The sequence below is a fragment of the Amycolatopsis aidingensis genome, assembly GCF_018885265.1.
Taxonomy (GTDB): Bacteria; Actinomycetota; Actinomycetes; order Mycobacteriales; family Pseudonocardiaceae; genus Amycolatopsis; species Amycolatopsis aidingensis.
In genome coordinates this window covers 4,692,299-4,707,321 of sequence record NZ_CP076538.1, presented here as the reverse complement: position 1 = coordinate 4,707,321, position 15,023 = coordinate 4,692,299, and the positions used below count along the sequence as shown (strand labels likewise).

At 71.8% G+C, this 15,023-nt stretch carries 2 protein-coding genes; both read left to right on the top strand.

The genetic code is table 11. The features are described from left to right. The first annotated feature begins 5 nt into the window (after nt 1-5). Nucleotides 6-5,732 carry a type I polyketide synthase gene (locus KOI47_RS21515; protein ID WP_216206429.1) on the top strand — a complete coding sequence of 1,909 codons (5,727 nt, stop codon included), beginning with the start codon at nt 6-8 and terminating at the stop codon, nt 5,730-5,732. Next, nucleotides 5,733-15,020 (top strand): amino acid adenylation domain-containing protein, encoded by a 9,288-nt coding sequence (locus KOI47_RS21510; protein ID WP_216206426.1) that lies wholly within the window; start codon nt 5,733-5,735, stop codon nt 15,018-15,020. It begins immediately after the preceding gene. Nucleotides 15,021-15,023: the final 3 nt, after the last annotated feature.

Here is a 15,023-nt window from a genome sequence, read left to right as displayed (position 1 = left end):
GGGCGATGACGGACACGACGGAGACCACCCGGCCGGACGAGGCGCAGGACCTGGATCAGGTGGCGATCATCGGCATGTCCGGGCGTTTCCCCGGCGCCGGTGACATCGGTGCGTTCTGGGAGAACCTGCGGCAGGGCCGCGAGGGCATCTCCGAGCACACCACCGAGGAGCTGAGCGAGTCGGGGGTGCGGCCGGACCTGCTGGAGCGCAAGGACTACGTGCGCGCCAAGGGGGTGCTGACCGATGCCGACCTCTTCGACGCGAGCTTCTTCGGCTACAGCCCGCGCGAGGCGGAGATCATCGACCCGCAGCACCGGGTGTTCCTGGAATGCGCGTGGGAGGCGCTGGAGTCCGCCGGCTGCGATCCGCGTACCTTCACCGGGCGGATCGGCGTGTTCGCGGGCGCCACGCTGAACACGTACATGATCTACAACGTGATGGCCAACCGGCGGGCCTTCGAGGCCACCGGCGCATATCAGACCCTGTTGGCAGGGGACAAGGACTTCCTGGCCACCAGGGTGGCCTACAAGCTGGACCTGCAGGGCCCGGCGATGACCGTGCAGACGGCCTGCTCCACCTCGCTCACCGCGGTGCACCTTGCCTGCCAGAGCCTGCTGAACGGGGAATGCGATATCGCGCTGGCCGGTGGGGTCTCGGTCACCGTGCCGCTGCGCGACGGGTATGTCTACGAGCAGGGCGGCATCCTGTCCGCCGACGGGCACTGCCGCCCCTTCGACGCGGCCGCGGGCGGCACCGTCGCGAGCAACGGCGCCGGGGTGGTCGTGCTGCGCAGGCTCGCCGACGCGCGGGACGGCGGGGACGTGGTGGACGCCGTCATCCGCGGCTCCGCGATCAACAACGACGGCGCCCTCAAGGCCGGCTACACCGCCCCCAGCGTGACCGGCCAGGCCGGGGTGATCTCCGAGGCGCTCGCTGTGTCCGATGTGGACGCTGCGGGGATCGGCTACGTCGAGACGCACGGCACCGGCACCGCGCTCGGCGACCCTATCGAGGTGGCCGCGCTGACCAGGGCGTTCCGCGAGCACACCGCGGAGACCGGCTACTGCGCCATCGGCTCGGTGAAGAGCAACATCGGCCACCTGGACGCCGCCGCCGGGGTCACCGCGCTGATCAAGGCCGCGCTCGTGCTCAAGCACGGGGAGATCCCGCCCTCGCTGCACTACACCACCCCGAACCCGCAGCTGGAGCTGGACACCAGCCCGTTCTACGTCTGTGCGGAGCTGCGGCCGTGGCCACGGACCGGTGGCGGCCCGCGCCGGGCCGGGGTGAGCTCCTTCGGCATCGGCGGCACCAACGCGCACGCCGTCCTCGAGGAGGCGCCCGCACCCCGCGAACCCGATGGCGAGCCGGACCGTGCGGCCGAGCAGGTGCTGCTGCTGTCCGCGCGTACCCCCGCGGCACTGGCCGCGAACGCGCGGCGGCTGGCCGACCACCTGGAGGCCGGGCCGGATACCGATCTCGGCGATACCGCCTTCACCCTGGCCCGCCGCCGGTCCGCGCTGGAGCTGCGGGCCGCGGTGGTGGCCGGGGACCGCGCCGAGGCGGTGGCCGGGCTGCGCGGGCTGACCGAGGCAGCGGCGGTGACCGCGGCCGAGGGCGAGGCGCCGGTGGCCTTCCTGTTCCCAGGGCAGGGCGCCCAGTACGTGGACATGGCCCGCGGCCTCTACGGCAGCGAGCCGGAGTTCACCGCCGAACTGGACCGCTGCGCCGAGCTGTTCACCGAGCACCTCGGGCAGGACCTGCGCCCGCTGCTGTTCGCCGAACCCGGCACCACCGAGGAGGCCGCGACCCGGCTGGAGCAGACCGCGATCACCCAGCCCGCGCTCTTCGCGGTCGAGTACGCGCTGGCCAGGATGTGGGCCGCCTGGGGCGTGCGGCCAAGGGCGATGGCGGGGCACAGCATCGGCGAGTTCGTCGCCGCCTGCCTCGCCGGGGTGTTCTTCCTGCCGGACGCGGTCCGGCTGGTGGCCGCGCGCGGCAGGCTGGTGCAGGCCATGCCGCCGGGCGCCATGCTCACCGTGTTCCTGCCCGAGTCCGAGGTCACCGGCTGGCTGGACGGCGAACTCAGCCTGGCCGCGGTCAACTCCACCGGGCTGAGCGTGGTCTCCGGCCCCGCCGAGGCTGTGGACGGCCTCGCCGGCAGGCTGGCGGAGGCCGGGATCGCCTGCCGCAGGCTGCACACCTCGCATGCCTTCCACTCGCCGAGCATGGACGGCGCGGTCCGCCCGTTCGTGGACGAGGTCCGCGGCGTCCGGCTGAACCCACCGGAGATCCCGTTCTGCTCCAACGTGACCGGAACCTGGATCACCGCGGAGCAGGCAACCGATCCCGGGTACTGGGGCGAGCACCTGCGGCGGCCGGTGCGGTTCGCCGACGCGGCCGCGGAACTGCTGACCGATCCCGAGCTGGTGCTGCTGGAGGTCGGCCCGGGGCACACCCTTGGCAACTTCGTGCGCGGGCACCGGCAGTGCGGCGCGGACCGCACCGTGGCCGGTTCGCTGCGGCACCCCAAGGAACAGGTCACCGACAGCGCCTACCTGCTGCGCGGCCTCGGCGCGCTGTGGAGCGCGGGGGTGCCGGTGGACTGGGCGGCCCGCTACCCCGCGGACCGGCACCGGGTGCTGCGGCTGCCCGGCTACGCCTTCCAGCGCCAGCGCTACTGGGTCGACCCGGACGAGGACGCCACCGGCCCCGGTCCCCGGCGCGGCACCGGGGCCACCGAGTCCACCGAGGCGACCGAGACCACTGAGGTCTGCTACACCCCGGGCTGGAAACGCCTGCCGCGGGGCGGTGGGCGGCCCGAGGACGTATCCGGCACCCGGTGGATCGTGCTGGGCACCGAACTCGGCCTCGGCAGCAGGCTCGCGCAGCGGCTGGAGGACGCGGGCGCCACGGTGGTCCGGGTCGCCGCGGGGGAGGAGTTCGCCAAGGACGGCGAGCGGGCCTGGCGGCTGGACCCCGCCCGCAGGGAACACTACGCCGAGCTGCTGTCCACTGTGGACTCCGAGGAGGTAGGGGCGGTCTCCGAGGTGCGGGTGCTGCATCTGTGGAGCCTTGGCGGCGCCGCGGCCGAGCGGCTCACCGGCGAGGAGTTGCAGCAGGCCCGCCGCGGCGGGTTCGACAGCGTGCTGGCGCTGGCGCAGGGCGCCGGGGACGCCGGTACCGGCCTGGACCTGTGGATCGACGTGCTGAGCCGGGGCGTGCACGAGGTGACCGGCGTGGAGCGGCTGCGCCCTGAGCACGCGCTGCTGTCCGGGATCTGCACGGTGCTCCCGCAGGAGGTGGCCGGGCTCGAGTGCCGCCTGCTGGACCTGGACGCCGATCCGCACTCCCCGGACGAGGCCACCCTCACCGCGGTGCACACCATGCTGCGCACCACCGAACCCGCGCAACGCTCTCTCGCGCTGCGCGGCAGGCAGTGGTGGACCAGGGAGTTCGACCCGGCACCGCTGCCTGCCGCCGAGGCTGGCGGCAGGCTGCGGGACGGCGGGATCTACCTGATCACCGGCGGTCTCGGCGGGGTGGGTCTGGCACTGGCCGAGCAGATCGCCGCCGAGGCCAGGAACCCGGTACTGGCCCTGCTGGGACGCTCGGAGTTCCCCGAACCGGACAGCTGGGACGACTGGCCGGCCGAGGACGGCGGCGAACTCGGCAGCCGGGTACGCCGGATCCGGGAGCTGCGCGCGCTCGGCGCCAAGGTGCTGGTGCTGCGGGCGGATGTGACCGACCGCGGGCAACTCGCCGCCGCGCTGCGCGGGCTGCGGGACACCCACGGCTGTCCGGACGGCGTCGTGCACGCCGCCGGCGCGCCCTCCCAGGGCCTGATCGCCACCAAGACGGCCGAGGAGGCCGACCGGGTGCTGGCCGCCAAGACGTACGGCACGCTGCTGCTGGACGAGCTGTGCCCCGCCGAGGACCTGGACTTCCTGCTGCTGTGTTCCTCGGTGACCGCCGTGCTCGGCGGGCCGGGGCAGAGCGACTACGCCGCCGCGAACGCCTTCCTGGACGCCTTCGCCCAGCACAAGCGCAGGGACACCGGGGCGGACGTGGTCTCGGTGGGCTGGGACACCTGGCAGGAGACCGGGATGGCCGCGGGGCTGGCGAGCAGGCTCGGCGGCGAGTCCGAAGGGGAGGCGACCGGGCATCCGCTGCTGCGACTGGTCCGCACCGAGCCGGACTCCCGGACCTACGCCGCCACCTTCAGCACGGCCGACAGCTGGATCGTGGACGACCACCGGATCATGGGGCACGGCCTGGTGCCCGGCACCGCCTACCTCGAGCTGATCCGTGCCGCCGTGGCCGAGCAGGCTGGCGACCGCGAGATCGAGCTGCGCGACGTGCTGTTCCTGCAGCCCGTGGTGGTGCCGGACGGGCAGCGCGCCACCGTGTACCTCACCCTCACCGAACGCGCCGACCGGATCGAGTTCACCGTGCGCAGCCGCGCGGGTGAGTCCGGCTGGCAGGACCACACCACCGGCTCGGTGTACGTGCGCGACCGCGGTGCGGACACGGTGCGGGACCTGGATCAGGTGCTGCGCGACTGCGCGGCCACCGAGGTGCTGGACACCACCGAGGCCATCCGGGCCCGGCTGCCGCTGGAGCGGTCCGGGGAGGACGGCACCCTGGACTTCTCCTTCGGCCCGCGCTGGCGGGCACTGGAGCGGATCCAGGCCGGCCCGCACCGGCTGCTCGCCACCCTGCGGCTGGACGAGGCCTTCCACGCCGACCTTGCCGACTACACCCTGCATCCCGCCCTGCTCGACCTCGCGGGCGGTGCGGCCAGGCTGCACCTGCGCCAGGACGTCTACTACCTGCCGTTCACCTACCGCAGCCTGACCATCGCGCACCCGCTGACCAGCACCGTCCACTGTGCCATCACGCTGGCCGAACCCGGCGAGGCCGGCGGCGAGACGGTCACCTGCGATATCGAGCTGCTGGACCCGCGGGGCAGGCTGCTGGTGCGGATCACCGAGTTCACCATCAAGCGGGTGCACGACGTGGACGGCCTGCTGGCCCAGGTGCAACGCGGGGCCGCGCTGGCCGAGGCCGGGGCTGGCGAGGCCGCGGGCACCGGCGTCCTGGCCGAGCTGAGCGCGGGGATGAGCCCTCGGCAGGGCAGGGCGGCCTTCACCAGAGTGCTGTCCGCGCCCGAGCTGCCGGAGCACGTGGTGGTGTCGGCACGGGAGTTCACCGCGATGCGGCGGCTGGCCGCCTCGATCACCCCGGAACTGCTGGAACGGGAGGTGGCCGGGCTGGCCCCGCCCGGAGGCACGCACCCGCGGCCCGAGCTGGACACCCCGTACGTGGCCCCGGAGACCGAAGAGGAACTTGCGGTGGCCGCGATCTGGCAGGAGGTGCTCGGCATCGACCAGGTCGGCCTGCACGACGACTTCTTCGCACTGGGCGGGCATTCGCTGGCAGCGGTGCAGATCGGCACCAAGGTCAAGGCCCGGTTCGGCATGGAGCTCGACCTGCCCCGGTTCTTCGACACCCCGACGGTCGCCAACACCGTGACGCTGCTGGCGGCGGGCACGGCTGCGGCGGAGGACACCATCCAGGCACTGCGCCGCGACGAGCCCGGCGCGCAGGACGACGACGAGCTGGCTGGCCTCTCGGATGAGGAAGTGGAAGCAAGCCTGCGGGAACTGCTCGCCGCCGAGGGCGAGCAGGACGACGAGCAGAGGGATGACGAACAGAGGGATGCCGAGTAAATGAGCACCGACCTGAGTAACTTGTCGGCGGCGGAGAAGCGGGCGCTGCTGGCCGAGAAGCTGGGCCGGAAGAAGCAGCGGCCGCAGGGGCCGCGCCGGTTCGCCACCTCGTTCTCCCAGCAACGCCTGTGGTTCCTGGACCAGATGACCCCGGAAAGCCCTGCCTACAACGTGCCGGGCGCCCTGCGCGTGCGCGGCCCGCTGGACGTGCGGGTCTGGCAGCGCAGCATCAACGAGATCGCGCGACGGCACGAGAGCCTGCGCACCACCTTCGGCGAGTCCGATGGGGAGCCGGTGCAGCTGGTACACGAGCGCCTCGATCCCGAGTTCAGCGTGCTGGACTGCGAGCACCTGCGCGGTCCGGACGGCGAGCAGGGCATCCGGGAGCTGGCGCGTGCCGAGTTCGCCCGCCCCTTCGACCTGAGCACCGGCCCGCTGCTGCGGGTGAAGTTCCTCCGGCTTTCCGCCGAGGAGCACGTGCTGCTGCTCACCATCCACCACATCATCGGCGACCTGTGGTCCACCTCGGTGTTCTTCGAGGAGCTGATCGCGCTCTACGGCGCCTACATCGACGGCGAGCAGCCGCGGCTGCCGGAGCTGCCGATCCAGTACGCGGACTACGCGGCCTGGCAACGGGAAAGGCTCGCCGGTGACGCGCTCGCAGGCGACCTGGAGTACTGGCGGGAGGCACTGGACGGCGCGCCGCCCGCACTGGACCTGCCCACCGACCGACCCCGTCCCGCCGTGCAGACCACCAACGGCGCCTCCGCCCCGTTCCGGCTGCCCGCCGAGGTGATGGACCGGGTTCGGGAGCTGAGCAAGCGGGAGGGGGCCACCCCGTTCATGACGGTGCTGGCCGCCTTCCAGGTGCTGCTGCACCGTTACAGCCGGTCCGAGGACCTGGTGGTCGGGGTGCCGGTCGCCGGGCGCGGCAGGCCCGAGGTGGAGCGGTTGATCGGGTTCTTCGTGAACACCCTTGCCGTGCGCACCGACCTTTCCGGTGATCCTTCCTTCCGCGAACTGCTGGGCCGGGTCCGGCAGTCCGCCCTCGGTGCCTTCGCGCACCAGGAGATCCCGTTCGAGCGGCTGGTGGAGGAACTGCAGCCGGAGCGCGACCTCTCCCGGACCCCGATCTTCCAGGTGTCCTTCATCTTCCAGAACATCCCGATGCCCGAGTTCGACGCGGGCGGGCTGCGGCTGGAGATCATGGACGCGGAGAGCTCCAGCGCCCGGTTCGACCTCGAGCTGCAGGTCTTCGACCGTCCGGACGGGCTGAGTGGCTGGTTCGACTACAACAGCGACCTGTTCGAGGCTGCCACCATCGAACGGATGTCGCGGCATCTGGCGACCCTGGTGGACGGCCTGCTCGCGGACCCGGACCGGCCGGTCGCCGCCGCCCCCATGCTCGGCGATGAGGAACGCGCGCAGGTGCTGACCGGGTGGAACGACACCGCCCGCGCCCCGCGCCACGAGTCGCTGCCCGCGATGTTCGCCGACAGTGTGGCCGTCGACCCCGCGGCCACCGCGGTGGTCGCCGAGAACGCCGAGCTCAGCTACGCCGAGCTGGACGAGGCGACCAACCGGCTGGCCCGGTACCTGATCGCTCGCGGAGCCGGGCCGGAAAGCACCGTCGGCGTGCTGCTCCCGCGCCACACCGACCTCATCGTGGCCATGCTGGCCGTGCTCAAGGTGGGCGCGGCCTACCTGCCGATCGACCAGGAGCACCCGGCGGAGCGGGTGTCCTTCATGCTCTCTGACGCCGCGCCCCTGCTGGTGCTGACCGACTCGGCCACCTGGGCTGACCGGCCCGAACCGGAGGGCGTTCCGCTGGCTCGGTTGGACGCCGGGGAGACCCGCGCGGAGCTGGCCGGGCTGGACGGCGCACCGCTCAGGCCGGGGGAGCGGACCGCGGATCCGGCCGGCGCCAACCCCTCGTACGTGATCTACACCTCCGGGTCCACCGGCCGCCCCAAGGGCGTGGTGATGACCGTGGCCGCCGTGCTGAACCTGCTGTCCTGGCACGAGTCCGCGGTCGGCGGCGAGGCCGGCACCCGGGTCGCGCAGTTCACCGCGGTCGGCTTCGACGTGTCCGTGCAGGAGATCCTGTCCACCCTGACGTCCGGCAAGACGCTGGTGATACTGGACGCCGAGACCCGCAGGGATCCCACCGCCTTCGCGCACTGGCTGCGGCGGAACCGGATCGGTGAGCTGTACGCGCCCAACCTGGTGCTGCAGGCCGTCGCCGAGGCGGCCGTGGAGCAGGGCCTCGACCTGCCGGACCTGCGGGTGGTCGCGCAGGCCGGTGAGGCGCTCACCCTGGACAAGGACGTGCGCGCGCTGTTCGCGGGGGACGTACCGCGCAGGCTGTTCAACCACTACGGCCCCAGCGAGACCCATGTTGTCACCGGCTACCCGATGCCCGAGCGCCAGCGGGAATGGCCTGCCACGGCGCCGATCGGCGGGCCGATCGACAATTCCACGGCCTATGTGTTGGATGGTGGGTTGCGGCCGGTTCCGGTGGGTGTTGCGGGTGAGTTGTATGTGTCGGGTGTGTGTTTGGCGCGGGGGTATTTGGGTCGTGTGGGGTTGACGGCGGAGCGGTTTGTGGCGGATCCGTTTGGGGTGGGTTCGCGGTTGTATCGGACGGGGGATGTGGTGCGGTGGCGGGATGGTGGGGTGTTGGAGTTTTTGGGTCGGGTTGATGATCAGGTGAAGGTGCGGGGTTTTCGGATTGAGCCGGGTGAGGTTGAGGTGGTGTTGGGGCGGTGTCCTGGGGTGGCTCAGGCTGTGGTGGTGGTGCGTGAGGATGTGCGGGGGGAGCGGTGTTTGGTGGGGTATGTGGTGGGTGAGGTTGGGGTGGAGTTGGATCCGGTGGTGGTGCGGGGTTTTGTGGGTGAGTGTGTGCCGGGTTATATGGTTCCGGCTGCGGTGGTGGTGTTGGATGGGTTGCCGTTGACGGGGAATGGGAAGTTGGATCGGCGGGCGTTGCCTGCGCCGGATTTTGCGGGTGTGGTGGGGTCGCGTGGTCCGCGTGGTGTGGTGGAGCGGGTGTTGTGTGGGGCGTTTGCTGAGGTGTTGGGGTTGCCTGAGGTGGGTATCGACGACAGCTTCTTCGACCTCGGTGGGCATTCCCTGCTGGCGACCCGGTTGATCTCCCGGCTGCGCGCCGAGTTCGACACCGAACTGCACATCCGGACGCTCTTCCAGGCCCCGACCCCGGAAGCGCTGGCCAGGCAGCTGGAACGGGCGGGGGCGGCCCGCCCGCCGCTGCGCCCGATGGACCGGCCCGCGGACCTGCCGCTGTCCTTCCAGCAGCAGCGGTTGTGGCTGCTGTACCAGATGGAGGGTCCGGCGCCCACCTACAACATCCCGATGGCCGTGCGGCTCACCGGAACACTGGACACCGAGGCACTGCACGCCGCACTGTCCGATGTGGTCTCCCGGCACGAGACCCTGCGCACCGTCTTCCCGGACACCGAAGGCACCCCGCGCCAGCACATCCTCTCCCCGGAGCAGGCGCGCCCCGAACTGCCGGTGGTCCCGGTCGAACCGGAGCGGCTGGATGAGGCACTGAACGCCGCCGTCCGGCATCCCTTCGACCTCGCCACCGAGCCACCCCTGCGGGCGGGCGTGCTCGCCATCGGCCCGCGGGATCACGTACTGACCGTGGTGGTGCACCACATCGCGGCGGACGGCTGGTCCCTCGCCCCGCTGGGGCGCGAGCTGGCCGAGGCCTACATGCGGCGCCGCGCAGGCGAGGCCCCGGACTGGGAGCCGCTGCCCGTGCAGTACGCCGACTACACCCTGTGGCAGCGGGAGCTGCTCGGCGACCAGGACGATCCCGGCAGCCTGTGGTCGCAGCAGGTCTCCTACTGGCGCAAGGCGCTGGAGGGGATCCCGGAACGGATCGCGCTGCCCACCGACCGCCCGCATCCGCCGGAGTCCTCGCACCAGGGCGGACTGGTTACCTTCGGCTGGGACGCCGAGTTGCGCGATGGGCTGGCCCGGCTGGCCCGTTCCTGCGACGCCAGCATGTTCATGGTGGTCAACGCCGCGCTGGCGGCGTTGCTTTCCAGGCTGGGCGCCGGGGAGGACGTGCCGATCGGTGCGGCCATCGCCGGCCGCACCGACCAGGCCACCGAGGAGCTCGTCGGGTACTTCACCAACACCCTGGTGCTGCGGGTGGACACCTCCGGCATGCCGAGCTTCCGCGAGCTGCTGACCAGGGTGCGCGACCGCAGCCTGGACGCCTTCGCCAACCAGGACGTGTCCTTCGAGGCGCTGGTGGACGCGCTCAAACCTGCCCGGTCCATGGCGCACCACCCGCTGTGCCAGGTGATGCTGGCGTGGCAGAACACCCCGGACGCGGCGCTGGAACTGCCAGGGGTACGGGCCGAGCCGCTGGTGCCGGAGACCGGGGCCGCGCGGATGGACCTGGTCTTCTCGCTCACCGAGACCGCGGACGGTATCGAGGGCGGCATCGAGTACAACACCGATGTCTTCGACCCCGGCACCGTGCGCGCCATCCAGCGGCGCCTCGGCCGGATGCTGGCGGAGGTGGCCGCCGAGCCGGACCGCTCCATCGGCGCGGTGGATCTGCTGGAGCCGGCGGAGCGCGAGCGAATCCTCACCGAGTGGAACGACACCGCGAGGGAGGTGCCGAGGGCCTGCCTGCCGGACCTGTTCGAGGTGCAGGTTGCGCGCACCCCGCACGAGCCGGCGCTGATCGGCGAGGACGAGCGGTTCAGCTATGTACAGCTGAACGCCGCGGCCAACCGGCTCGCGCATCTGCTGATCGCCCGCGGCGCCGGTCCGGAGCGGTTCGTCGCGGTCGGCCTGCCGCGCTCCACCCAGTCGGTGGTGGCGATGCTGGCGATCGCCAAGGCCGGTGCGGCCTACCTGCCACTGGATCCGGACTACCCGGCGCAGCGCCTGGAGTTCGTGGTCGGCGATGCGCAACCGGTGCTGCTGCTCACCGACCACGCCACCGTGGGCGACATGCCCGCCTGCGCTGCCGAGTCGCTGCGGCTGGACGATCCGGCGGTGCTGGCCGAGCTGGCAGGTCATCCGGACACCGCGCCAACCGATGCCGACCGGCTGCGGCCGCTGCGGCTGGAGCACCCCGCGTACGTCATCTATACCTCCGGCTCCACCGGGAAACCCAAGGGTGTCGTGGTGACGCACAGCGGTATCGCCGGGCTGGTCGCCGCCCAGGTGCCACGGTTCGGCCTGGACTCCCCAGGGGGCAGGCTGCTGCAGTTCGCCTCGCCGAGCTTTGACGCCTCGATCGCGGAGCGCTGCGACGCTCTGCTGTCCGGGTCGGCACTAGTGGTCCTGCCCAAGGAACGGCTGCTGCCCGGTGAGCCGCTGGTGCAGGCCTGTGCCGAGTACGGGATCACCAACGTGACCCTGCCGCCCAGTGTGCTGGCAGCCATGCCCGATGGCGGGCTGCCGGAAGGGACCAGCCTGGTGGTGGCCGGTGAAGCCTGCCCGGCCGAGCTGGCCGCCCGCTGGTCCGCCGACCGGCGGATGATCAACGCCTACGGTCCGACCGAGACCACCGTGTGCGCGACGCTCAGCGAGCCGCTGACCGGAGACGGCCCGCCACCCGCGGGCGGCCCGGTGGTGAACACCAGGGTGTATGTGTTGGATGGTGGGTTGCGGCCGGTTCCGGTGGGTGTTGCGGGTGAGTTGTATGTGTCGGGTGTGTGTTTGGCGCGGGGGTATTTGGGTCGTGTGGGGTTGACGGCGGAGCGGTTTGTGGCGGATCCGTTTGGGGTGGGTTCGCGGTTGTATCGGACGGGGGATGTGGTGCGGTGGCGGGATGGTGGGGTGTTGGAGTTTTTGGGTCGGGTTGATGATCAGGTGAAGGTGCGGGGTTTTCGGATTGAGCCGGGTGAGGTTGAGGTGGTGTTGGGGCGGTGTCCTGGGGTGGCTCAGGCTGTGGTGGTGGTGCGTGAGGATGTGCGGGGGGAGCGGTGTTTGGTGGGGTATGTGGTGGGTGAGGTTGGGGTGGAGTTGGATCCGGTGGTGGTGCGGGGTTTTGTGGGTGAGTGTGTGCCGGGTTATATGGTTCCGGCTGCGGTGGTGGTGTTGGATGGGTTGCCGTTGACGGGGAATGGGAAGTTGGATCGGCGGGCGTTGCCTGCGCCGGATTTTGCGGGTGTGGTGGGGTCGCGTGGTCCGCGTGGTGTGGTGGAGCGGGTGTTGTGTGGGGCGTTTGCTGAGGTGTTGGGGTTGCCTGAGGTGGGTATCGACGACAGCTTCTTCGATATCGGCGGCGACAGCATCCAGGCGATCCAGGTGGTGGCCAAGGCCAGGACGGCCGGTGTGGTGATCACCGCCCGCGACCTGTTCGTGCGGCAGACGGTGGCCGGCCTTGCCGAGGTGGCCACCGCCGGGGATGCCGCCCCGATGGCCGAGGACGTCGGCACCGGCCGGATCGAGCCGACCCCGATCATGGAATGGCTGCGCGGGCTGGGCGGCCGGATGTCCGGGTTCAGCCAGTCGGCCGTGCTCAGCACGCCCGCCGAGGCCGATCTGGACCGGCTGACCGCCACCCTGCAGGCGGTCCTCGACCGGCACGATGCCCTGCGCTCGCGGCTGGTGGTGGACCCTGCCGGGGAGTGGTCCCTGCATGCGGAACCGGCGGGCACCGTGCGGGCGCAGGACTGCCTGCGGCGGGTGGACGCGAGCGGGCTGGACGAGTCCGGGCTGGACGCGCTCGTCGCGGCGGAGTCGGCCGCGGCGCCCGCCCGGCTGGACCCCGCCGCCGGGGTGATGTGCCAGGCCGTGTGGTTCGACCGCGGCGCAGGGGCGGCAGGCCGGATCCTGCTGGTGCTGCACCACCTGGTGGTGGACGGGGTGTCCTGGCGGATCCTGGTGCCGGACCTGCACGCCGCCTGGGAGGCGGTCGCCGCGGGCGAACCACCGCGGCTCGCCCCGGTCGGCACCTCGGTGCGGCGCTGGTCCGAACTGCTCACCGCCGAGGCGCAACGCTCGCGCCGGACGGCGGAACTTCCGGTGTGGCAGGACATCCTGCGCCCGACCCCGCCGCTGGTCGCCGGGGAACTGGACGCGGCAAGGGATGTGAGCGGCGCGGCAGGGCGGCTGGCGTTCACCCTGCCTGCCGAGGACACCGCGGCCCTGCTGGGGCAGGCGCCCGGCGCGTTCCGCGCGGGTATCCAGGAGGTGCTGCTCGCCGCCTTCGGGATCGCGCTGACCCGCTGGCGCCGTGCCCGCGGTGGGCCGGACGGCCCGGTGGTGGTCGATGTGGAAAGCCACGGCAGGCATGAGCACCTGGCCGCAGGGGTGGACCTCTCCCGCACGGTCGGCTGGTTCACCGGTATGTACCCGGTGCGGCTGGATCCGGGGCGGGCGGAGGAGTCCGCGACCGAGCTGGCGCTGGCGGTGGACCGGATCGGCGCGGAGCTGCGGGCGATCCCTGACGACGGCCTCGGCTACGGCATGCTGCGCTACCTCAACCCCGAGACCGCGTCCACCCTCGCGGAACTGCCGGCCCCCGAGGTGGCCTTCAACTACCTGGGCCGCCTCGCCGCGCCCGGGGACGCGGCCCCGTGGACGCCGGTTGCCACCGACCCGGAGCAGGCGATGGGGCACGGCGACGAGGAACTGCCGCTGGCGCACCCGATCGAGGTCAACGCGGTCACCCAGGACGGCCCTGGTGGGCCCCGGCTGGTGGCGCACTGGACCTGGGCGGGGGCGCTGCTGGCGGAGGCCGAGGTACGCGAACTGGCGCAGGCCTGGTTCACCGCGCTGCGGTCGGTCGTCGGCTGCCTCGCCGATGCCGAGGTGCCGACCGCGCTGGAGCGGCGGCATCGCGAGCGGCCAGCCGAGGCCGCGCGGCGCCGCACGGGAGAGACCGCCCCGGTGCGGGCCTTCGCTGAGCTGGACCGGCGCGGCGGGGTTCCGCTTTCCTTCTCCCAGGAGGACATCCTGCACCAGCCGGTCGGCCGGAACGACCCGCACCACAACGTGATCACGGCGACCGTGCTGCACGGCGAGCTGGACGAGGCGGTGCTGCGGCGCAGCCTGGACGAGCTGGTGCGCAGGCACGAGGCGCTGCGTACCCGGATCGTGGAGCGGGAGGGGACCACCGTGCAGGTGGTCGACCCGCACGGCCACTGGCCACTGGAGAAGGTCGACCTCAGCACGCAGGACGAGGCGAAGCGGCCGGACCAGCTGCGCCGGATCATCGAGGACGAGGCGGACCGGCCGTTCCGGATCACCGAAGGCGTCGTCCGCGGCATCCTGGTCGCACTGGCGCCACGGGAGCACGTGCTGGTGTTGGACACCCACCACATCGTGGTCGACCAGTGGTCCTACGGGGTGCTCTACGCCGAGCTGAGCGAGCTGTACGCCGCGTATCTGGACGGCAACGAGCCGGACCTGCCGGAGCTGGAGCTGCACTACCCGGACTACGCGGCCTGGCAACGGGAACAGCAGGCGACGGGTGCGTTCGATGAGCACACCGAGTACTGGCGGAACAGGCTGTTGCCGCTGCCCGCGCCGCTGGAGTTCACCGCACCGCAGCACCAGCTCGGCACCGGGCCCGCCGGGTACACGCAGGGTTTCGTGCTGGGCGAGGAGCTCACCGCCGCGGTCAAGGACACCGCGCAGCGGGAGGGCGTCACGCTGTTCATGCTGCTGATGGCGGCGTACAAGCTGCTGCTGTCCACCTACACCGGCAGCGAGGATGTGGCCGTGGCCTTCCCGCTGGCCGGCCGGGAGCGGCCGGAGGTGGCGCGGATGATCGGCTTCTTCATCAACCCGGTGCTGCTGCGCTCGGAACTGCCGGACGAGCTGACCTTCCGCGAGTTGCTGGACCAGGTCCGGGACGGTTCGCTGGAGGCCTACGCGCACCAGGACGTTTCGATGCGGGCACTGCTGCACGAGCACACCCGCACGGGCAACGACCCGTTCCGAGTGTTGTTCAACCTGGTCAACGCGCCCGGCAGCACGCTGAGCATGCCGGGGCTCGAGGTCTCGCCACTGCAGATGACCGTCGGGGACGGCGGCGCGAACCGGGTGTTCCCCGAGCTGATCACCGAGATGCGGCCTTCGGTGGCCGATCTGTACCTGATGATGCGCGAGTACGGCGGTGAGCTGCGCGGCCTGTGGCTGTACTCGCCGGAACGCGTCGGCAACGAGGTGATGGGGGTGCTGGTACGGCAGTGGATACGGGCGCTGGAACTGGTGGTGTCCCGGCCCGAGGCCACCCTCTCGCGGCTGCGCGCCGAACTGCGGCAGGCCACGACCGCCCGCTGATGA

Excerpts from the sequence above, each read along its gene's own strand:
- KOI47_RS21515 (WP_216206429.1), top strand. The coding sequence starts at position 6 with ATGACGGACACGACGGAGACCACCCGGCCGGACGAGGCGCAGGACCTG.
- KOI47_RS21510 (WP_216206426.1), top strand. The coding sequence starts at position 5,733 with ATGAGCACCGACCTGAGTAACTTGTCGGCGGCGGAGAAGCGGGCGCTG.